This window comes from Petropleomorpha daqingensis, from assembly GCF_013408985.1.
GTDB lineage: Bacteria > Actinomycetota > Actinomycetes > Mycobacteriales > Geodermatophilaceae > Petropleomorpha > Petropleomorpha daqingensis.
Genome location: NZ_JACBZT010000001.1, coordinates 289634 through 310276, shown reverse-complemented (window position 1 = coordinate 310276; position 20643 = coordinate 289634). Strand labels below are relative to the sequence as shown.

19 protein-coding genes are annotated in these 20643 nt (G+C 74.0%); 11 read left to right on the top strand and 8 right to left on the bottom strand.

Features of this window, described 5'->3' with window-relative positions:
- Positions 1 to 214: 214 nt before the first annotated feature.
- Positions 215 to 1219, bottom strand: a complete 1005-nt coding sequence (locus GGQ55_RS01535) for a GlxA family transcriptional regulator (RefSeq protein ID WP_246323744.1) — start codon at positions 1217 to 1219, stop codon at positions 215 to 217.
- A gap of 82 nt (positions 1220 to 1301) precedes the next feature.
- Here GGQ55_RS01535 and GGQ55_RS01530 point away from each other — a divergent pair, with 82 nt between their 5' ends.
- The gene (locus GGQ55_RS01530; protein WP_218859512.1) at positions 1302 to 2603 is read left to right on the top strand and encodes an MFS transporter; all 1302 of its coding nucleotides are present in this window, start codon (positions 1302 to 1304) and stop codon (positions 2601 to 2603) included.
- Positions 2604 to 2607: 4 nt separating this feature from the next.
- Here GGQ55_RS01530 and GGQ55_RS01525 read toward each other — a convergent pair whose 3' ends face one another.
- A complete protein-coding gene (locus GGQ55_RS01525; protein ID WP_179714797.1) occupies positions 2608 to 2952 on the bottom strand; it encodes a hypothetical protein in 345 nt (114 codons plus the stop codon).
- Positions 2953 to 2999: 47 nt separating this feature from the next.
- Positions 3000 to 3773, bottom strand: a complete 774-nt coding sequence (locus GGQ55_RS01520) for a helix-turn-helix transcriptional regulator (protein WP_179714796.1) — start codon at positions 3771 to 3773, stop codon at positions 3000 to 3002.
- Between the two features lie 155 nt (positions 3774 to 3928).
- On the opposite strand from GGQ55_RS01520, the gene GGQ55_RS01515 reads away from it, so the two are divergent.
- The 3 genes from GGQ55_RS01515 to GGQ55_RS01505 all read left to right on the top strand — a co-directional run bounded on the left by GGQ55_RS01515 (position 3929) and on the right by GGQ55_RS01505 (position 5652).
- Positions 3929 to 4144, top strand: coding sequence for a hypothetical protein (locus GGQ55_RS01515; protein WP_179714795.1), 216 nt, complete (start codon positions 3929 to 3931; stop codon positions 4142 to 4144).
- Between the two features lie 79 nt (positions 4145 to 4223).
- Entirely contained in the window at positions 4224 to 4661 is a 438-nt protein-coding gene (locus tag GGQ55_RS01510) for a hypothetical protein (protein WP_179714794.1), read from the top strand.
- A gap of 499 nt (positions 4662 to 5160) precedes the next feature.
- Complete coding sequence (locus tag GGQ55_RS01505; protein ID WP_218859120.1) at positions 5161 to 5652, top strand: hypothetical protein; 492 nt, start codon at positions 5161 to 5163, stop codon at positions 5650 to 5652.
- 57 nt (positions 5653 to 5709) lie between these two features.
- Here the strand turns inward: GGQ55_RS01505 and GGQ55_RS01500 are convergent, their stop codons facing one another.
- Positions 5710 to 7332, bottom strand: a complete 1623-nt coding sequence (locus GGQ55_RS01500; protein WP_179714793.1) for a GMC family oxidoreductase — start codon at positions 7330 to 7332, stop codon at positions 5710 to 5712.
- Complete coding sequence (locus GGQ55_RS01495; protein ID WP_179714792.1) at positions 7332 to 8870, bottom strand: aldehyde dehydrogenase family protein; 1539 nt, start codon at positions 8868 to 8870, stop codon at positions 7332 to 7334. The genes GGQ55_RS01500 and GGQ55_RS01495 overlap by 1 nt, the downstream gene beginning before the upstream one ends.
- Positions 8871 to 9025: 155 nt before the next feature.
- Between GGQ55_RS01495 and GGQ55_RS01490 the strand changes: the two genes are divergently transcribed.
- The gene (locus tag GGQ55_RS01490) at positions 9026 to 11920 is read left to right on the top strand and encodes a sacsin N-terminal ATP-binding-like domain-containing protein (RefSeq protein WP_366488526.1); all 2895 of its coding nucleotides are present in this window, start codon (positions 9026 to 9028) and stop codon (positions 11918 to 11920) included.
- Here the strand turns inward: GGQ55_RS01490 and GGQ55_RS01485 are convergent.
- Complete coding sequence (locus GGQ55_RS01485; protein ID WP_179714790.1) at positions 11917 to 12282, bottom strand: hypothetical protein; 366 nt, start codon at positions 12280 to 12282, stop codon at positions 11917 to 11919. The genes GGQ55_RS01490 and GGQ55_RS01485 overlap by 4 nt on opposite strands.
- A 126-nt stretch (positions 12283 to 12408) precedes the next feature.
- Positions 12409 to 12783 carry a hypothetical protein gene (locus GGQ55_RS01480; RefSeq protein ID WP_179714517.1) on the bottom strand — a complete coding sequence of 125 codons (375 nt, stop codon included), beginning with the start codon at positions 12781 to 12783 and terminating at the stop codon, positions 12409 to 12411.
- Positions 12784 to 12907: 124 nt separating this feature from the next.
- Between GGQ55_RS01480 and GGQ55_RS01475 the strand changes: the two genes are divergently transcribed.
- Positions 12908 to 13264, top strand: coding sequence for an STAS domain-containing protein (locus tag GGQ55_RS01475; protein WP_366488524.1), 357 nt, complete (start codon positions 12908 to 12910; stop codon positions 13262 to 13264).
- On the opposite strand, the gene GGQ55_RS01470 is transcribed toward GGQ55_RS01475, so the two are convergent.
- Positions 13261 to 14808, bottom strand: a complete 1548-nt coding sequence (locus GGQ55_RS01470) for an acyl-CoA synthetase (protein WP_218859119.1) — start codon at positions 14806 to 14808, stop codon at positions 13261 to 13263. The two genes, GGQ55_RS01475 and GGQ55_RS01470, sit on opposite strands and share 4 nt — an antisense overlap.
- 114 nt (positions 14809 to 14922) lie before the next feature.
- Here GGQ55_RS01470 and GGQ55_RS01465 point away from each other — a divergent pair, with 114 nt between their 5' ends.
- The 5 genes from GGQ55_RS01465 to GGQ55_RS01445 are packed head-to-tail and all read left to right on the top strand — an operon-like array spanning position 14923 to position 20640.
- Positions 14923 to 16140, top strand: coding sequence for an acetyl-CoA C-acetyltransferase (locus tag GGQ55_RS01465; RefSeq protein ID WP_179714789.1), 1218 nt, complete (start codon positions 14923 to 14925; stop codon positions 16138 to 16140).
- The gene (gene fabG / locus GGQ55_RS01460) at positions 16137 to 16886 is read left to right on the top strand and encodes a 3-oxoacyl-ACP reductase FabG (protein WP_179714788.1); all 750 of its coding nucleotides are present in this window, start codon (positions 16137 to 16139) and stop codon (positions 16884 to 16886) included. The genes GGQ55_RS01465 and fabG overlap by 4 nt, the downstream gene beginning before the upstream one ends.
- 60 nt (positions 16887 to 16946) lie before the next feature.
- Positions 16947 to 17333 (top strand): DUF6394 family protein, encoded by a 387-nt coding sequence (locus GGQ55_RS01455; RefSeq protein ID WP_179714787.1) that lies wholly within the window; start codon positions 16947 to 16949, stop codon positions 17331 to 17333.
- 4 nt (positions 17334 to 17337) lie between these two features.
- Positions 17338 to 19122: a potassium channel family protein gene (locus GGQ55_RS01450; RefSeq protein ID WP_366488522.1), complete on the top strand. Its 1785-nt coding sequence runs from the start codon at positions 17338 to 17340 to the stop codon at positions 19120 to 19122.
- 39 nt (positions 19123 to 19161) lie between these two features.
- Positions 19162 to 20640 (top strand): HNH endonuclease signature motif containing protein, encoded by a 1479-nt coding sequence (locus GGQ55_RS01445; protein ID WP_179714786.1) that lies wholly within the window; start codon positions 19162 to 19164, stop codon positions 20638 to 20640.
- The last annotated feature ends 3 nt before the right edge of the window (positions 20641 to 20643 follow it).

Sequence of the window (20643 nt, the reverse complement as noted above, 5' to 3'; positions counted from 1 at the left end):
GTCGGACTGCGGAGCAGGGTGGGTCAACGAACTTCCTCGACGTCTCAGGTGGCCCTCGACGCGCGCACGGGCGCAGCGGCGCTCAGCAGCGCGCGTGCTCGTGGACGTCGACACGGCCTGGCGCGCCTCGGTGGCGCAGCCTGGGCCCGACGTCGAGTCCTGCTCCGGATGAGCGAGGGCGGCGCCGGTACCTCCACTCAACCAGATGCGGCACTCATGCGGGTCGTTCGAGGGGGGAGTGTCCCGTCACATCTGCACCGCGGAAGGTCCGGCGGTAGGCCAGGGGAGAGACGCCGATCGCGGCGCGCAGCTGCTGGCGGAGGGAGGCCGCCGTGCCGAAACCGGCGTCGGCGGCGATCCGGTCGACCGGAGCGTCGGTGGACTCCAGCAGCTCGCGGGCCAGCGCGATCCGCTGCCCGGCCAGCCAGCGCTGCGGGGAGAGGCCGGTCTCCTCCCGGAAGCGCCGGGTGAAGGTGCGCACGCTCATCCGCGCGTGCGCGGCGAGGTCGGCCAGCGTCAGCGGCTCACCGAGACGGGTGCTCGCCCAGGCCCGGGTCGCGGCCGTCCCGGCGCCGTCGTCGTCCGGCACCGGGCGCTCGACGAACTGCGACTGGCCACCCTCCCGCCAGGGTGCGACGACGCTGCGCCGGGCGACCCGGTTGGCCACCTCGCTGCCGTGGTCCCGCCGGACGACGTGCAGCAGCAGGTCGATCCCGGCCGCGTTGCCGGCGGAGGTGAGCACGTCGCCGTCGTCGACGAACAGCACGTCGGGGTCGAGCCGCACCTGGGGGTACCGCGCCGCGAACTCGCCGGCGTGCAGCCAGTGCGTGGTGGCCGGCCGGCCGTCGAGCAGGCCGGCGGCGGCCAGCGCGAACGATCCCGTGCAGATGGCGACCAGCCGTGCGTGGGTCGCCGCCCGCCGCAGGACCTCGGCCGCCCCGTCGGGCAGCCGGCCGCCCGGCATCGACGTCGGCAGGTGCAGGCCGGGGACGACGACGGTGTCGGCCTCGTCGAGGATCGCGGCGTCGTGCTCGGGCAGCACCGAGAAGCCGCCGGAGGTGCGCACCGCGCGGCCGTCCAGGGTGGCCGTCCGCACCCGGTAGAGCGGGTGCTCGTCGGCGTCGACCGCGCCGCCCAGGAACTTCGGGGCCAGGCCCAGCTCGAACGCGGTCGGGTTCGGCAGGGCGAGGACGACGACCTCGTGGATCTTCGACGCCATGGCCGGATCCTTGCACATGTTGGCCGTCAGGCCACTGGTTCGCGATGAGAACCGTCCGGCATGCTGGTCCGCCGTGAGCAGCATGGCGCCGTCCCGCACCCGCCGGATCCACCCCGCCTGGTGGGTGGCCGGCGTGACCTTCCTGGCGCTGGTCGGCGCGGCGGCGTTCCGCGCCGTGCCGGGCGTGCTCATCGACCCGCTGCACGCCGAGTTCGGCTGGTCGGTGTCGACCATCTCCGCCGCGGTCGCGCTCAACATGGCCCTCTACGGGCTGACCGCGCCGTTCGCGGCGGCGCTGATGGAGCGCTTCGGCATCCGCCGGGTGGTCGTGGTCGCGCTGCTCATCACCGCGATCGGCAGCGGGCTGACCGTGTTCATGACGGCGAGCTGGCAGCTGATCCTGCTCTGGGGTCTGCTCGTCGGCCTGGGCACCGGCTCGATGGCGCTGTCGCTGGTCGCCACGGTGACCGGCCGCTGGTTCGTCGCCCGCCGCGGGCTGGTGTCGGGCATCCTCACCGCCGGCGGCGCCACGGGGCAGCTGGTGTTCCTCCCGCTGGTCGCGTGGGCGGACGGTCGCTGGGGCTGGCGGACGGCGGCGCTCGCGACCACCGCCGCCGCGCTCGCCGTCGTCCCCCTGGTGGCGTGGCTGCTGCGCGACCGGCCGCGCGACGTGGGCGCCGTCCCGTACGGCGGCACGGCCGCCGACGACGTGGACCCGGTGCGCTCCGGCGCGGCCCGGACGGCGCTGCGCGGGCTGGCCGACGCCGCCCGCACGCGGGTGTTCTGGGTGCTCGCGGTGAGCTTCATGATCTGCGGCGCCTCGACCAACGGGCTGGTGCAGCCGCACTTCATCCCGTCGGCGCACGACCACGGGATGCCGGTGACCACCGCGGCCGGGCTGCTCGCCGTCGTCGGCATCTTCGACATCGCCGGGACGATCTTCTCCGGCTGGCTCACCGACCGGTTCGACCCGCGGCTGCTGCTCCTGACCTACTACCTGTTCCGCGGGCTGTCGCTGTTCCTGCTGCCGTCGCTGTTCGCGCCGGGCGTGCACCTGTCGATGGTGGCGTTCATCGTCTTCTACGGCCTGGACTGGGTGGCCACCGTGCCGCCGACCCTGGCGCTGTGCCGGGAGTTCTTCGGTGCGCGTGCCCCGGTGGTCTTCGGCTGGGTGTTCGCCTCGCACCAGGTGGGCTCGGCGATCGCGGCGTTCGGCGGCGGCGTCGTCCGCGACCTGACCGGCTCGTACAACCCGGCCTGGTACGGCGCGGGCCTGCTGTGCCTGCTCGCCTCGGCGCTGTCGATCTCGCTGCGCCGGCCGGGCACGCCGACCGGCTTCCCGCAGCCGCCGCTCCAGGCGGCCGCGGCGCAGGCGCACGGCTGATCGCTCAGCCCTGCGCCCGGGGGATCGGGCGGGTGCGCACCCGGATCCAGGCGAACGCCTCGCGCCGGCGGGCGGCGATCCGGCGGCGCTCGTCGGCGAGGCCGACGGTGAAGCCGGCCGCGTACCAGAGGGGAGCGTTGACCGTGAGCCCGCTCGGCGGCGGCCCGGGCTGGTCGCCCCAGAGCTCGGCGGCGAACTCGTCGGGGTGGCGGCCCTGGCACACGTCGGTGGCCGGCAGCGGTGCGACGTCCGGCTCGAACGCGGCGGCGAACAGGCCGTCGGCGCGGCCGAGCGACCAGGCGGCCTGGAGCAGGTCGCCGTAGCCGGGGATCGGTGTGGCGTTGTCCATGCCCGTCAGAGCGGGCGCGGGTGGGGGAGATACCGGGCCGAACGTCCTCAGCGGGACCGGACTGCGGGCGCGTGCGGCATGGCGATCGCCGCGGCCGCGGCGACGCTGTGCACGCCGAGCCGTTCCCGGACGTGCTCCATGTGCTTGCGGACCGTGCCCGTGGAGACGTACAGCTGCCCGGCGATCTCGCCGTACGAGCGGCCCGCCGCGGCCAGCGACAGGACCTCCCACTCCCGGGGCGACAACGTCGGCACGCCGGCCCGCCGCCGCTCGGCGTCGAGCCAGATCTCCTGCACGTGGGGACGGATCAGCTCGGCGAGCTGCCGCTCCCGTTCGGTGAACGACGGGTCCTCGGCGCGGAAGAACAGGATCCTCCGTGCTTCCCCCGGTGGAGCCGGCAGCGACAGCATCATGTCGTAGCGCATCTCCGGCAGGACCTCGCTCATCGGGTCCGCGCGCCGTGCGCGCTCCGTCGGGAAGAAGTCGCCGGTGTGGACGACGCGGTGCAGGTTCCCGGTCCGTTGCGGCCACGAGCACGTCGCCTGCCACCACAGCTGCCAGAACGGGTCGTCCGGGGCCGGCTCCTCGGGCCCGCAGACCGGCTCGCGCCCGCCGCCCGGCTCCACTCCCTGCATCAGCAGCGTCCGGCACGCGCGGTGGTCGTGGTGCTGGTAGCAGACGCCGAGGTCGCACGGGATCAGCTCGGCCAGGCCGAGCAGGAGCGCCCAGGGCATCCCCTCGCCGGGGTCGTCCCGGTACGCCTCCGCCACGGTGCTCATGAGGAGATCGAGGTCGCTCGCGCGCAGGTCCGACGTGCTCATGGCTGCTCCGGCAGGTGACGTGCGCCCTGAACGCTAGGGCCCCGGCGACGCCCGCGGAATACGCCCGAAGGCGAATACCGCGCGCGGATCCGGCGGTCGACGCTCGGGCGCACTGGGGGAGGGACCGCCTCCCGCGCACCCCGGAAGGAACCGCCATGACCACGCTCACCCACGGGGCCGCCTACGTCTGGGCCGCCGGGCACCGCATCCTGCTCGCCGCCGTCGTGGTCGTCGTCGCGGCCGCCGTGACGCTGACCGTCGTCCTGACCGGCACGGGCCGCCCTGCGCCGGACGTCGCCACGACGCCGAGCGGCCCCCTGCCCGTCGTCGACGACGGCTGCGCCGCGGCCGGTCCCGCCACGCCCTGCTGACCCACCGCGGTCGGGCGGTCGCCGCGACCGCCCGACCGCGAGCACACTGTCCCGACACCGCCGAACCAAGAGGCGCAGCATGTCCGGCCGGAACCACAGCTCCGCGCGCCGCTGCCGGACGGCGCTGGTGCTGACCGCGGCAGCCGTCCTGTCGGCCGCCGCGACGTGCGGGAAGCCGATCTGCCAGGTGGCCCATCCCGCGAAGGTCTTCGTCCACCTGGCCGACGGGTGGCCCGGGGCGGAGCACCTCGTCCTCGCCGTGCACTGCCTGCCAGGCGCCGAGTGCGGCTTCGCGCACGCGACGGAGACCGGTTATCCCGGCGCCCGGTTGATCGCGACGACCGTCCTGCGGCCCCGGTCGGTCGTCGTCACGGTGACCGACGCGACGACCGGCACGCAACTGCTCGAACGGACCTACCGGCTCGACTACACGCCGATCGGCAGGCAGGACGAGTGCGGCGGCTCGGCGCACGTCCTGCTGTCGGTGGAACAACCGACTCCGGACGACGCCCCGTAGCGCGGATGCACGGGGACCGGGTGGTTGAACGGTCAGTTGCCTCACGTGCCGTACCGGATCGAGAACGGCTCGCCACGGCCACCACCGAGGCGTGTTCCTGCGGTTGGGTCCGCTCTTGACTCCCCAGCGTGACCCTCGCACCCTCCCGGAAGGGTTCCGGACGGAACCCCGTGGAAGGCCCCGCAGCGAGGGGTTCTCGCCGTACCGACGACGTGGCGAGGCCGGAGCCGACCCTCCGCCAGGGGAGCCGCCGCGATGCCCACGAGCTCGAGCCGGACTGCTGCTCCGGGGCCGCGGTCGCGGGGGCCCCCGAACCGATCCCGCTCCACCGCCACCACAGGGCTCACCACTCTGTCGTCACGCCGTGCGTGACCGGCCCGGGGGTGCGCGCAGCGTATCGCCGGACTTCCCGTTCTGAGTGCCGGCGATGCGTCGCGCCCACGCACGTACGCGGGCTCCCGCATCGCGCGGCACACCCCTCCTTCCTGAGGAGACAGCGATGCACAAGGCATCCTCGGTGCGCGTCGCGCTGGCCGTTCTGACGGCGTGCGCCTTCGTCCTGCTGTTCGCCGCGTCCGCGTCGGCCGACACGGGGAAGTTCCACTCGGCCGATTCCAGCGTCAACAGTTCAGGCGCGCTGGTCGTCAGCTTCGACGAGCGCGGCCTCGGCAACGGCAACATCGACTACACGCTCACCGCCGACGCCACCGCCGTGTACGCCTGCATCAACGGCGGCGGCAACCACCCGCAGGCCGCGAACAAGGAGGCCGTCGAAGGTCAGGTGTCGACCGGAGGCAGCTTCGCGTCGAAGAACGGCCGGGTCGTGGCCAGCCTGACCACGGGGCCGCTGCAGGACCCGAGCTTCACCTGCCCCAGCGGTCAGCGACGGGTCCTGGCCAGCGTGTCCTACACGAACATCGTGCTGACCGACACGACGAACAACGTCAGCACCACGGTGGCTGACGCGTCCCGCACCTTCTTCCAGGTCTGATCCGCGTTCCCGGCGGCGGGGTCCCTGCCTGCGCGGGGACCCCGCTCGTCCGGGGCGTCAGCGGTGCGCCGTCAGAGCGGGGTCGACGGTGCGTCCGGTGATCAGGTCGGCGGCCCGCTCGGCGATGAGGATCGTCGGCGCGTTGGTGTTGCCGCGCACCAGCGTCGGCATGACCGAGGCGTCGGCGATCCGCAGCCCCTCCAGCCCGTGCACGGTCAGGGTCGGGTCGACGACGGCGAGGTCATCGGTGCCCATCCGGCAGGAGCTGACCGGGTGGTACAGCGACTCGAGGGTCTCCCGGACCTTGGTCCGCAGCGGCTCGCGGCCCTGCACCGTCCCGCCCGGCGACCACTCGTCGGCCAGCACCGACGCCAGGGGGGCGGCCTGCGCGATCTCGCGGGCCTTCTCGATGCCGCACACCAGCGCGTCCAGGTCGCGCTCGTCGGTCAGGTAGCCCGCGTCGATCGCCGGCGCCCACGTCGGGTCGGCCGAGCGCAGCCGCACCGAGCCGCGGGAGTGCACGTCGACGAGCACGGCGGCGGCGGTGAACGCGTCGACGTCCGGGTCCACCTCGGCCTGCCGCCAGAACTTCACCGGCAGGAAGTGGAACTGCAGATCGGGCTCGGCGAGGTCCTCGCGCGACCTCGTGAACAGGCCGCTCTCGGCGAGGTTGGAGGTCAGCGGGCCGCGCCGGGCGCCGAACCACTGCGCGTACCCCGACGGCGACTCGGCGCGGAACAGCGACTTGCCGCCGCGCACGTGCCAGATGACCGGCACCAGCGGGTGGTCCTGCAGCCCGAGCCCGACGCCGGGCAGGTCGTGGACGACGTCGACGCCGACCTCGCGCAGGTGCGCGGCCGGGCCGATGCCCGAGAGCAGCAGCAGCTGCGGGGAGTTGATCGCACCGCCGGAGAGCACGACCTCCGAGGCCGCCCGGGCGACGTGCAGCGTGCCGCCGCGGCGGTACTCGACACCGGTCGCCCGGCCACCCTCGACGAGCACGCGGGTCACCTGCGCGCCCGTGAGCACGGTCAGGTTGGGCCGGTCGATCGCGGGCTTGAGGTAGGCGTCGGCGGCCGACCAGCGCCGTCCCCGCTTCTGGGTGACCTGGTAGAAGCCGACGCCCTCCTGCCGGGCACCGTTGAAGTCGTCGTTGCGCGGGTAGCCGGCGGCCACCGCGGCCTGGACGACGGCGCGGCTCCACCGGTGCGGCGAGCGGAGGTCCTCGACCCGCAGCGGGCCGCCCACCCCGTGGAACTCGTCGGCGCCGCGGGCGTTGTCCTCCATCCGCTTGAACAGGGGGAGGACGTGCTCGTAGGACCACGACGGGTCGCCGGTGAGCTTCGCCCACTCGTCGTAGTCGGCTGCCGCGCCGCGGATGTAGATCATCGCGTTGAACGACGACGAGCCGCCGAGCATCTTGCCGCGGGGCCAGAACAGCCGTCGTCCGCCCAGGCCCGGCTGCGGCTCGGTCGTGTAGTTCCAGTCGCGGCGGGTGCGCCAGAGCTTGTAGAGCGCCGCCGGGATCTGCACCTCGAGGACGTCGTCCGAGCCGCCGGCCTCCAGGATGAGCACCTTCAGCGACGGGTCCTCGGACAGCCGCCCCGCGAGTGCCGACCCCGCCGAGCCGGCCCCGACGACGACGACGTCGAACTCGGCAGAAGTCGCGACTTCTGCCATCAGCGGTGCCGGCCGTGGACGAGGCCCATCACCCGGGCGAGCGCGTCGGCGGCCTGCGCCGGCCGGCCGAAGCTCATCAGGTTCACCGGCAGCGGTACCCGCTGGCGGGTGATCGCCTTGGCGCGGGTGAACTCCTTGAGCCCGTCCTCACCGTGGATCCGGCCGAAGCCGCTGTTGCCCACGCCGCCGAAGGGCAGCGACGGCACCGAGGCGAAGGTGAGCACGGAGTTGATCGAGGTCATGCCGCTGCGCATCCGCCGGGCGAGGTCCATGGCGCGGTCCTTGGACTTCGAGTAGACCGAGCCGCCGAGGCCGTGGGCGGAGTCGTTGGTCAGCTCGAGTGCCTGCTCGGCGTCGCGCACCTTGGCGATGGTGAGCGTCGGGCCGAAGGTCTCCTCGCGCACCGCGTCGGAGGTCTCCGGGACGTCGACCAGCACGGTCGGGGCGATGAAGCCGTTCTCGATCGTGCCGCCGGCGAGCGTGCGGCCGCCCTTCGCCGCGGCGTCGTCGAGGTGCCGCTGCACGACGTCGGCCTGCGAGGCCATGGTCATCGGCCCGTAGGCGGCCTCGTCGTCCGAACCGGGCCGCAGGCCCTCGACCTTCTTCTGCACCTCGGCGACGAAGGCGTCGTAGACCTTCTCGGTGGCGTAGACGCGCTCGATGCCGATGCAGGTCTGGCCGGCGTTGCTCATCGCGCCCCAGACGGCGGCGTCGGCGGCGGCCGCCACGTCGGCGTCGTCGTCGACGATCATCGCGTCCTTGCCGCCGAGCTCCATGAGCACCGGGACGAGGTTCTCCGCGCACGCGGCCATGACCTTGCGGCCGGTCGGGGCCGAGCCGGTGAAGGCCAGCTTGTCGACGCCGGCGCGGCACAGCGCCGAGCCGGTGTCGCCGAAGCCGGTCACCACCTGGAAGGCGTCGGCGGCGTCGGGGACGGCGGCCCGCCACGCGGCGGCCAGCCAGGCGCCGATCGCGGGGGTGTGTTCGGACGGCTTGAAGACGACGGCGTTGCCGGCCGACAGCGCGTAGGCGATCGAGCCCATCGGCGTGAACACCGGGTAGTTCCACGGGCCGATCACGCCGACGACGCCCATCGGCTGGTACTCGAGGTAGGCGGCGTGGTTGGCCGCGAGCATCCCGGCGTGCACCTTGCGCGGGCCGAGGACCTTGCGGGCGTGGTTGGCGGCCCAGGCGAGGTGGTCGATCGCGAGGGTGATCTCGAGGATCGCGTCGGCGTGCGGCTTGCCGTTCTCGCGGTGCACCAGGTCGGCGAGCTCGTGCATGCGCCGGGCCAGGTAGCCGCGGTAGGCGGCGAGGCGCTGCTTGCGGCCGTCGTAGCCGAGCAGGCCCCAGCGCGAGGCCGCGGGGCGGGCCCGCTCGACGGTCTCGCGGACGGCGGCGGCGTCGTGGACGGGGAAGACGCCGACGACCGCGCCGCTGGCCGGATCGGTCGACTCGAAGGTCTCCGTCGTGGCGTGCCGGTCGACCGTGCCGGCCGAGGCGGCGGTGACCGTGTCCATCTCTTCGGCGAGCGACATGGCCGGAGATTACCCGCGAAGTTACCGACGCGTAGGTGAGGGCGGGCGACGTCCTCCCGCGCCAACGGCTGTCCTCCCGTATCAACGCTGGTGCGGGAGGACAGCCTTCGATCAGGTCACCTGATCACCGCTGGCCCCCTGCGATGCTGTCGCGCGTGGCCGATCCCTTCGACACCGCGGCGATCCGGCGGCGGGTGCTGGCGGCCTGGGCGGACTCCCCGGCCCGCTTCCGCGAGGACGCCAACGCCGAGGAGGACCTGGTCCGCGGCGGCTACCGCGACCGGCTGCTGGTCGAGCTGGCGCAGAACGCCGCCGACGCGGCGGTCCGCGCCGGCGTGCCCGGCCGGCTGCGGCTGGAGCTGACCGGCGACGAGCTGCGCGCGGCCAACACCGGCGCGCCGCTGGACGCCGCCGGCGTGCAGGCGCTGGCCACGCTGCGGGCGTCGGCCAAGCGCGACGGACCGGCGACCGTCGGCCGGTTCGGCGTCGGCTTCGCAGCGGTGCTCGCGGTCAGCGACGAGCCCGTGGTGCTGTCGACCGGCGGCGGGGTGGCGTTCAGCGCGGCCCGCACGCGGGCGGAGGTGGCCGCGCTGCCGTCGCTCACCGAGGAGCTGGCCCGCCGGGACGGCGCCGTCCCGGCGCTGCGGCTGCCCTGGCCCGCGGAGGGATCGCCGCCGGACGGGTTCGCCACCGAGGTCGTGCTGCCGCTGCGGCCCGGAGCGCACGCCGCGGTGGCGGCCGCGCTGGAGGCCCTCGACGCCGAGCTGCTGCTGGCCCTGCCCGGGCTCGAGCGCATCGAGATCGACACCCAGGGCGCGATCCGCAACCTCGCCATCGAGGACGGCGAGTGGCACGTGGCGCAGCGGTCGGGGGAGGTGCCGGCCGAGCTGCTCGCCGACCGGCCGGTCGAGGAGCGCGAGCGGCGGGGCTACACCGTCACCTGGGCGGTCCCGGTGGCCGGTCCGCTGACCGGGCGGCAGGTGGTGCACGCGCCGACGCCGAGCGACGAGCCGCTGTCGCTGCCCGCGCGGCTGATCGCGCCGTTCCCGCTCGGTCCTGATCGGCGGCACGTGCTGCCCGGCCCGGTCACCGACCACCTCGTCGGGGTCGCCGCGGACACCTACGCCGACCTGCTCTCCGGCCTGCCGCGGGAGGCCGGCGTCCTCGCACTCGTGCCGCGGGTCGGGCTGGCCGCCGCCGAGCTGGACGCCGCTCTGGCCCGGGCGGTGCTCGACCGGCTGCGCGGGCTCGCCTGGCTCCCGGTCGCCGGCGAGGACGACGAACTGCAGCGACCCGACCGGGCGGTCGCGCTCGACGACCCCACCGAGGAACGCGTCGCCGCGCTGGCCGGCGTCGTCCCGGGCCTGCTGCCGGCGAACTGGTCGCGACGCACCGACGCACCCGTGCTGGCCGCGCTCGGCGTGCGGCGGATCGGCCTGGCCGAGGTCGTGGAGGCGGTGCGCGGGATCGACCGGCCGCCGGGCTGGTGGGCGCGGTTCTACGCGGCGTTCGCCGACGCCGACCGCGAGGAGCTCGGTGCGCTGCCCGTGCCGCTCGCCGACGGCCGCACCGCGCACGGCCCCGCCGGCGTGCTGCTGCCCGAGCCCGGCCTGCCGGCCGACCGGCTCGCCCCGCTGGGGCTGCGGATCGCCGTGCCCGAGGCGGCGGCCGGACCGGGCCGCCGCCTGCTCGAGCGGCTCGGCGCACGGCCCGCCACCGCCGCCGCGGTGCTCGCCGATCCGCTCGTGCGCGACGTCGTCGAGCGGTCGGTCGACGCCGTGGAGGACGGCGAGGTCGACGACCCCGCCGCGCTGGCCGAGGCCGTGCTGGCGCTGGTCGCCGCCGCGGACGTGCGGCCGGGGGAGCTGCCGTGGCTGGCCGAGCTCGCGCTGCCCGACGCCGACGGGGGCTGGGCGCCGGCCGGCGAGCTCGTGCTGCCCGGCTCCCCGCTCGCCGAGGTCCTCGAGCCGGGCGCTCTGGGGGTGCTCGGCGAGCCGGCGGCCGACCGCGACGCGCTCCGGGCGGTCGGCGTCCTCGACACCTTCGCCCTGACCACCGCCGACGAGCCCGACGACCTCGACGTCGACGGCGCCGGCGAGTGGGTGGACGCCGTCCTCGACCGGCTGCCGCGCGATGCCCCGCCGCCGCAGTGGCCGCCGCTGACCGCCGTCCGCGACCTGGAGCTGGTCACCGACTGGTCCCACGCACTCGCCCTGCTCGCCGCACTGCCGGCGCAGGCCTGGGTCGACGTCCGGCTGGGGGACACCGACGTCCCGAGCTACCTGCGGTGGTGGCTGTCGACCCACCCCGTGCTGGACGGACGCCGACCGGACCGGCTGCGCGACCCGCGGAGCACCTCGCTACAGGGACTGTACGAACCGGTCGACGTCGAGCCCGCCCTGCTCGACCTGCTGCGCCCGCCGGCCACCCTCGACGAGGTCCTCGACGACGTCGACGCCTCGACCGACCTGCTCCAGCGGCTCGGTGACCCGGCGCGCACGGTCCGGCCGGAGCTGCTGCGCACGGTGTACGGCCGGCTCGCCGAGGCGCTGGACGGCGTGGACGTCGACCCCCCGCCCCGGGTCCGCGTCGCACCGGACCGGGTGGTCGAGGAGGCCGTCGTCCTCGATGCACCGTGGTTGCAGCCACTGGTCGATGCGCCGCTGGTACCGGCCGGCGGGCAGCCGGACGCCGTCGCCGACCTGCTCGATCTGCCGCTGGCGAGCGAACTGGTGTCCGGCGCCCCCGAGGGCACGCCGGACCGGCGGCTGGCGTGGCGGGAGCTGCCCGGCGCCGCGCTCGCCGCCGCCCGGCTCGGCGTCGACGTCCTGGACGGCGAGGTCGCCGTCCACGACCGGCTCACCATCGGCGGACGCCGGGTCGCCTGGTGGCCGGGCGCGGAGTTCGACTCCGTGGACGGGACGCCGGACGCCCTCGGCCGCGCGCTGGCCTGGCGGGCCGGCGCGTGGCCGCTGCGGCAGGCGCTCGCCGAGGCGTTCGCCCACCCCGACCGCGCCGCGGCGCTCGCCGCCGAGGACGGGCTCGGCTAGAACCAGCGGGGTGCGGCCTGGGCGCCGGGCGCGTGGCCGTGGCCCTTCGTGGGGCGTCCGGCCGGACCGCGTCCGCCGGGAGCGCCCGACGGCGTCCGGCCCGACGTCGTCCAGACCCGGAACAGCGACAGCCACTGGTCGGCGGTCAGCGCGGCCGGCCGGGCGGTCGGCGCGAGCCCCTCGGTGTGCAGCCAGCGGAAGCCGGCCGGGCCGGGGAGCACCGCGCGCAGCGCGGGGCCGAGCGCGGACGAGGCGAGGACCGCCGAGGTGAGCCGGTCGAAGCGGACCGCGTCGTCGTCGGGCAGGGCGGCGCGGGCGGTGGCGGACGCGTCGTCGGCGGGGGAGTGCGCAGGGCGGGACAAGGGGGACCTCCAGGGAGCGGGCGAGGGGCGCACCGCGGGAACAGCGGTGACCGGGGGACGTCGCAGCTCTCAGGAGTTCCGCATGCCGGGCACGCTAGGGGCGTGCCCTGCGGGCTGTCGAGGGGATTACTGCTCGGCCTTGCGCGCCTGCTGCGCCTGGTGGGCCTCCCAGCGGGCCCGGTCGCGTTCGCGGACGTCCTTGTTGCGGTCCCACTTCTCCTTGCGCTTCACCGCGCGGGCCGCTTCCCGCTGCTCGAACGTCGAGTGGTCCTCCCAGTTGGCCGCCAGGGCGAGGACCACGACGGCGGTCGCGGTGACGATCGCGATGAACGCGGCGAGGATCGGGTTGAGCAGGAGGAAGACCAGCGCCGTCAGGACCACCCAGATGCCGCCGCCGATCAACCACCGTTTCGCCACGGATCCAGTATCCGCGCGGATGGCCACGACGGTTTCCATGGGTCTGACCAGGCAGAACGGCGGGCCCTTGCGCTGCACGAGCATGATCCGTACCGTCGATCTCGCGGTTCAACCAGCAAGCCGTGAACTGCCAGTGCCGGGCGGACTGGCGTCGAACGGACGCCTCTTTTCCTTTCATTGGTCCGGAGCAAGCCCTGAGAGGCCACCCGTGACCGCCACGCTCGATCCCCCCAGCGACGACCTCATCACCCTGTCCGTCGTCTCCACCGATTCCTCCGCCCGCGTCTCCACGACCGGCGAGGTCGACTCGACCTCCGCGCCGCAGCTGCACGCTGCACTCGAAGCCCAGCTCGACGCCGGTGTGCGCGAGCTGATCGTCGACCTCGACGGGGTGACGTTCCTCGACTCCGCCGGGCTCTGCACGCTCGCCGCGATCCACCGCCGCGCCGTCACCGAAGGTGTGGGCCTCCGCGTGCTCGCCTCGCACCGCGCCGTCATCCGCCCGCTGCAGATCACCGGGCTGTGGGACCTGTTCCACGCCGAGCAGGTCGCGCCCAGCATCTAGGCCGGCTGGCCCGCGTACCGCCGCCGGAGCACGTGCTTGAGCAGCTTGCCCGTAGGGGTCCGTGGCAGCTGGTCGACGACGTCGATGCCGCGCGGGCACTTGAAACGGGCCAGCCGTGACCGGCACAGCTCCAGCAGTTCCTGCTCGAGCTGCGGCGTCCACGCGACGCCGTCCGCGAGCTGGACCACGGCCTGGACCCGCTCGCCCATCTCCTCGTCCGGCACGCCGATCACCGCGACGTCGTAGACCGCGGGGTGCAGCGTGAGCACGTCCTCGATCTCCCGCGGGTAGATGTTCACGCCGCCGGAGATGATCATGTGCGACTGGCGGTCGGTCAGGTACAGGAAGTGGTCCTCGTCGAGGTAGCCCATGTCGCCGACCGTCGCCCAGTTCGGGTGGTCGGGGTGCTGGGCGGCCGCCGTCTTGCCGGGGTCGTTGAGGTAGGAGAAGGACATCTCCTCGCGCTCGAAGTAGATGACGCCGGTCTCGCCGGGTGGCAGGTCGCGGCCGTCGTCGCCGACCACGTGCGCGATGCCCAGGACGCCGTCCTTGCCGACCGATCCGGGCTTGGCCAGCCACTGGCGGCTGTCGATGAAGGTGATCCCGATGCCCTCGGTGGCGCTGTAGTACTCGTAGAGCACCGGGCCCCACCAGTCGATCATCGCCTGCTTGACCTCGACCGGGCACGGCGCCGCGGCGTGGATCGCCACCCGCAGGCTGGAGACGTCGTAGCGGCCGCGGACGTCGGCGGGCAGCTTGAGCATCCGCACGAACATGGTCGGCACCCACTGGCTGTGCGTGACGCGGAACCTCTCGATCGCGGCCAGCGCGCCCTCGGCGTCGAAGGACTCCATCATCACGACGGTGCCGCCGACCGAGTGGATGACGCCGACGAACCGCAGCGGCGCCGCGTGGTAGATCGGCGCGGGGGAGAGGTAGACGGTGTCGGCGCCGAACCCGTACATCGGCTGGAAGACGGCGACGTAGGTGTCACCGGGCTCGCTGACGTCGCGGCCGGGCAGCTGGGGTTTGATGCCCTTCGGCCTCCCGGTGGTGCCGGAGCTGTAGAGCATGTCGGCACCGCGCGGCTGCTCGGCCGGCGGCGTCGGGTCCGCCGCGGCCAGCGCTGCCTCGTAGTCGCCGAAGCCCTCGATCGCGCCGGCGAAGGCGAGGGTGTCGGTGAGCGACGGCGTCGCGGCGCGGACCTGCTCGGCCAGGTCCGACAGCGCGGCCGAGGCGATGAGCACCCGCGCGCCGCAGTCGCCGACGATGTAGGCCGCCTCGCCGGCCGTGAGGTGCCAGTTGACCGCGGTGACGTAGAGGCCCGCGCGCTGGCAGGCCCAGTAGACCTCGCAGGCCTGCGGCCGGTTGTCGGTGAGCAGCGCGACGACGTCACCGGTGCGCAGCCCGAGCGTCCGGAGGTGATCGGCCAGCCGGGCCGAGCGCTCCTCGAGCTGCGCGTAGGTGAGCGTCTCGCCGGAACCGGCCATGATCACGGCGGGCTTGTCGGGCGTGGTCGCGGCGATCGCACCGGGGTAGGGCACGCAGCCACCCTCGCAGACCCGGGCCGGGTCGGTCCATGGGTGGGTGGGGCGGGTGCGAGAAGAAGAGTGCAGACTCGACCTGCTGGTCGGAGGACGGAACGAAGGAGGCGCGTCGTGCGCGATGCGGTCATCTGCGAGCCCCTGCGCACCCCGGTCGGGGGCTTCGGGGGAACGCTCAAGGACGTGCCCGTGCAGGACCTCGCGTCCACGGTCATCAGGGCGCTCATGGAGCGCACCGGGCTGCCGCCGGAGTCGGTCGACGACGTCGTCCTCGGGCACTGCTACCCGACCATGGAGGCGCCGGCGCTGGGCCGGGTCGCCGCGCTGGACGCCGGGCTGCCGGTGACCGCGACCGGGCTGCAGATCGACCGCCGCTGCGGCTCGGGCCTGCAGGCGGTGCTGTACGCCGCGATGCAGGTGCAGAACGGCGTCTCCGACGTCGTCCTGGCCGGTGGCGCCGAGTCGATGAGCAACGCGCCGTTCTACTCCGTGGCGATGCGCTGGGGCGTCAAGGCCGGCCCGGGCGTGCTGCTCAACGACGGCCTGGCCCGCGGCCGGGTGACCGCGGGTGGGGTGAACCACCCGGTGCCCGGCGGCATGATCGAGACCGCCGAGAACCTCCGGCGGGACTACAAGATCTCCCGCGAGGAGCAGGACGAGTACGCCGTGCGCTCCCACCAGCGGGCGGCCGCGGCCACCGAGGAGGGCCGGTTCGCCGACGAGCTGGTGCCGGTGACGATCAGCGGCCGCAAGGGCGACACCGTGGTCGACCGCGACGAGCACATCCGCCCCGACTCGAGCGTCGAGACGCTGGCCAAGCTGCGCCCGATCATGGGCAAGCAGGACCCCGACGCGACGGTGACCGCCGGCAACGCCAGCGGGCAGAACGACGGCGCGGCCATCTGCGTGGTCACCTCGCCGGAGAAGGCCGCCGAGCTGGGCCTGCGCCCGCTGGCCCGGCTGGTCTCCTGGGGCGTGGGCGGCGTACCGCCCAAGACGATGGGCATCGGCCCGGTGCCGGCGACCGCCAAGGCGCTGGAGCTGGCCGGCCTGAAGCTGTCGGACATGGACCTCATCGAGCTCAACGAGGCCTTCGCCTCGCAGGTGCTCGCGGTGACGCGGGAGTGGGGCTTCACCGAGGCCGACTTCGAGCGCACCAACGTCAACGGCTCGGGCATCTCGCTCGGCCACCCGGTCGGCGCGACCGGCGGGCGGATCCTGGCCACGCTGACCCGCGAGATGGACCGGCGGCAGGCCCGCTACGGCCTGGAGACGATGTGCATCGGGGGCGGGCAGGGCCTGGCCGCGATCTTCGAGCGGGTCTCGGCATGAGCCGCGTCGCGATCGTCACGGGGGCGGCTAGGGGGATCGGGGCGGCGACGGCGCTGCGGCTCGCGGCCGACGGGTTCGCCGTCGCCGTCGTCGACCTCAAGGAGGACGACGCCCGCGACACCGTGTCGGCGATCGAGGCCGCCGGCGGGCGGGCGCTCGCCGTCGGCGCCGACGTCGGCGACTCCGAGCAGGTGCAGGTGGCCGTCGAGCGGATCGCCGCGGAGCTCGGGCCGCCGGTGGTGCTGGTCAACAACGCCGGCGTCACCAAGGACAACCTGCTGTTCAAGATGAGCGACGACGACTGGGACGTCGTCATGCACGTGCACCTGCGCGGGTCGTTCCTCATGGCGCGGGCGACGCAGAAGTACATGACCGAGGCACAGTGGGGCCGGATCGTCAACCTGTCGTCGACCTCGGCGCTGGGCAACCGCGGGCAGGCCAACTACTCCACCGCGAAGGCCGGGCTGCAGGGCTTCACCAAGACCCTGGCCATCGAGCTGGGGAAGTTCGGCGTCACCGCCAACGCGATCGCGCCCGGGTTCATCGTCAGCGACATGACCAAGGCGACCGCCGCCCGGATCGGTCGTGACTGGGAGGAGTACGTCGCCGAGCGCGCGGCCGGCATCCCGGTCAACCGCGCCGGTTACCCGGAGGACATCGCGCACACGGTGTCGTTCCTGGTCAGCGAGGGCGCCGGGTTCGTCTCGGGACAGGTCATCTACGTCGCCGGTGGGCCCCGGGCCTAGGAGGCGCCCCTTGCGCCCGTCCGTCATGATCACGACGGGCGGACGCGAGGGGAGGGCGCGATGAATCTCGAGAAGGTCGTCTTCGGGTTCTTCGTCGTCCTCGCGGCGACGCTGAACTTCGGGTTCTTCATCGGGGACATCGACAACCCCGACCTGCACAACCCGTACGAGCTGTTCGCCGCCGTCGTGGTCAACCTGATCGCGACGGTGCTGAAGTTCGGCGACCGCACGCAGATCGGCGCGGTGCACCTGGCCACCAGCCTGGTCGCCGACCTGCAGCTGATCGCCGCGTCCCTGTTCTACGGCTACGCGATCTACGTCTCCTCCGCCGGGCTCACCGCCTCCTGGACGGCGAGCGTCGTGTCGCTGTCCGCCGGGGCGCTGCTGGCCAACGTCGTCTCCGTCGTGCTGCTCGTGGTGGAGACCGTCTCCTTCCACCGCGGCTGACGCCGTGACTCGGCAGCAGCGCCGCGCGCGCCGGGAGTCGGTGAACGCGGCCGCCGCCTCGGAGGCGCAGGCGTCCGAGACCGTCTTCCTGGTCCTGCGGCGGATGCGTGCGCCGCTGATCGTGCTCATCACCATCTTCGCGGTGAGCGTGCTCGGGCTGACGCTCATCCCGGGCGTGGACGGCCAGGGGCGGCCGTTCCGCATGGGGTTCTTCGACGCGTTCTACGTCATGAGCTACACGGCGACGACGATCGGCTTCGGCGAGATCCCGTACCCGTTCACCTACAACCAGCGGATGTGGGTGACCATCTCGATCTACCTCACGGTGATCGGGTGGGCCTACGCCATCGGCTCGCTGCTGGCGCTGCTGCAGGACCGCTCGTTCCGCTCGGCGCGGGCCTTGCAGCGTTTCCGCCGCACGGTGGACCGGCTGGCGGAGCCGTTCGTGCTGATCGCCGGGTACGGCCGTGCGGGGGAGGTGCTCGGGCACGCGCTGGACGCGCTGGGCCGGCGCTTCGTCGTCCTGGACGTGGACCCGGATCGGGTCGACGCCGTCGACCTCGACGCCTTCCACGCCGACGTCCCGGGGCTGGCGGCCGACGCCCGCGAACCCGGTCGGCTGGCCATCGCGGGCCTGGGGCACCCGCGCTGCGAAGCGGTGGTGGCGCTCACCGACGACGAAGAGGTCAACCTCTCCGTCGTCATGACGGCGAACCTGCTGCAGCCGGACGTGCAGGTGATCGCCCGCGCCACCTCGCGGGCGATGGCCGAACGGATGGCGGCGTTCGGGTCGCCCGGGGTCATCAACCCCTTCGACCGGTTCGGCGACCACCTGCGGCTGGCGTTGCGCTCGCCGGCCGCCTACCAGCTGATGAGCTGGCTGGAGAGCGGGCCGGGCGCGGCACTTCCCGAGCGCACACGGCCTCCGCGGCAGGGCCGTTGGGTGGTCTGCGGGTACGGCCGGCTGGGCCGGGAGATCACCGCCGACCTGCGCGCGGAGGGCCTCGAGGTCACCGTCGTCGAACCGCACCCTGGTGCGTCGGAGGAACCGGACCTGGTCGTCGGGGACGGCGTCGAGCCGGAGGTGCTGGCGCGGACCCGGCTGGCCGACGCGGTCGGGTTCGTCGCGGGCACCGACAACGACACGACGAACCTGTCGCTGGTCGCCGCCGCCCGACGGGTCAACGGCTCGCTGTTCGTGGCCGCGCGGCAGAACCGGCCGGCCAGCGCGCCGCTGTTCGCGGCCATGGACATCGACGCGCTCCTGGTGCCCACCGAGGTCATCGCGCACGAGGTCTACGCGCAGGTCGCCACCCCGTTGCTGTGGCGCTTCCTGCGCGAGTTGCAGGGCCAGGACGACGACTGGGCGGCCGGCATCGTGGACCGCCTCCTCGACCTGTGCGGCCACCGGTTGCAGGCGCTGTGGAAGGTGCGGCTCACCCCGGAGGAGGCGCCGGCGCTGAGCCGCTGGCTGGGGTCGGGGGAGGCGCGTCTGGGCGATCTCCTGCGGGATCCGGAGACCCGCGAGGACCCGCTGCACGCGGTGGCGCTGCTGGTGCTCCGGAACGGCGAGGCCTTCCTCGCTCCGGACGACGACTTCGTCCTCTCCGCCGGTGACGAGGTCCTGCTGGCCGGCCGGCCGAGCGCCCGCCGGGCGCTGTCGACGGTGCTGTTCGTCGACTCGGCACTGGAGTACGTCGTGTCGGGACGACGGGTGCCGGAGAGCTGGATCTGGCGCAAGCTGAGCCGGACACCTGCCGAGGAACCGGTTTCCACAACCCGGTCCTGAGCTGGTCTTTTCGTCGGCCGCTCGACTACAATCGAACACATGATCGAACCGGAGCCGGCGGTGATGGGCCTCGCCTTCGCGGTGCAGTTGCGCGCCGCCTCCGAGCCCGCGTTCGACCCGGCTGACCTGGGCCGGCGGATCAGCGACTACCTGCCGGTGGCCGGCAAGACGGACGTGGAGCTCTGCGACGAGCTGCGGCTGGTGCAGGCGTTCGAGTCGATGCTGGCGGGCTACAAGACCGAGCTGGTCGTAGCGCTGGCCGGGCACCGGCCGCCGGAGCCCGGGTCGCCGCTGGGGCAGCGGTGGGGGCCGGGGGAGGTGCAGCTGCCGGAGACCTCGGAGTTCTTCCCCGACGAGCTGGGCCACGTGCTGCGCTGCTCGCGGACGGCGGCGACCGATCTGGCCGAGACGTCGAACGTGCTGCTCACCCGGCTGCCGGCGACCCGAGGGCGGCTGGCCGACGGGCTGCTGGACTGGCCGCGGGCCCGGGCGATCGCCGCGGAGCTGGGCTGGCCCGCGAGGGACGTGCCGGACGCGGTCGTGCACCTGGTGGAGGCTGAGGTGCTACCCCGGGCGATGGAGGTGAAGGTCCGCACGCTGCGCGAGCTCATCCGCGCCCGCCTGCTCGCCCACGGCGTCGACCTGTCCGAGGAACGCCGCACGAAGGCCGAGAGCACCGCGAACGTGACCGTCGAGGCGGGTCGGGACGGCATGGCGGAGCTGAAGGCGGTGCTGCCGATCGCCTCGGCGACCGCCTGCCGGGACGCGGTGGACCGCTACGCCCGGATGCTGAAGGCCGACGGGGACCCCCGGCCGATCGGCGTGCTGAGGGCGGAGGTGCTGGCGGACCTGATCCTGCGGCCGTGGGATGCCTCCCGACGGCCGGTGACCGCGCAGCTGACCATCACCGCGCCGATCCACGCGCTGCGCCCGGACGCCAAGGCCGTGGCCGAGGTGGACGGGCGGCCGATCACCGCCGGACTGCTGGCCGAGATCCTCGAGCAGCTCGACGCGGTGTGCCCCGGCGGGCTGCGGGCCCCGGCCGGCGGCTCCCTGGACGTCAGCCTGGTCGACCCGGTCTCGGGGAGGCTGCGGGCCGTGGTGACTCGCGGGGAGCTCGAGGCGCTGGTCCGGCGGGGCTGCCCCGAGCACCCCGGCGCGCCGTGCGAGTGCCCGGTGCTCGACCGGCCGGACCCGGTGGACCGCTACCGGCCCTCGGCGGCGCAGTACCGGTTCGTGCGCACCCGGGACCGGACCTGCCGGTGGCCCGGCTGCACCAACCAGGTGGTGTGGGCCGATCTGGATCACGTCATCGCGCACGCCTGCGGTGGGCAGACCGCCTGCGAGAACTTGTGCTGCCTGTGCCGCCGGCATCACCGCCTCAAGACCCACGCACGGGGCTGGGTGTTCGTGATGACCGACGACGGGGTGTTCACCGTGACCTCACCGGCCGGCGTATCGCGCACCACCTGGCCACCGGGCACGCGACCAGCCGCCGACGACCCGCCGCCGTTCTAGCCC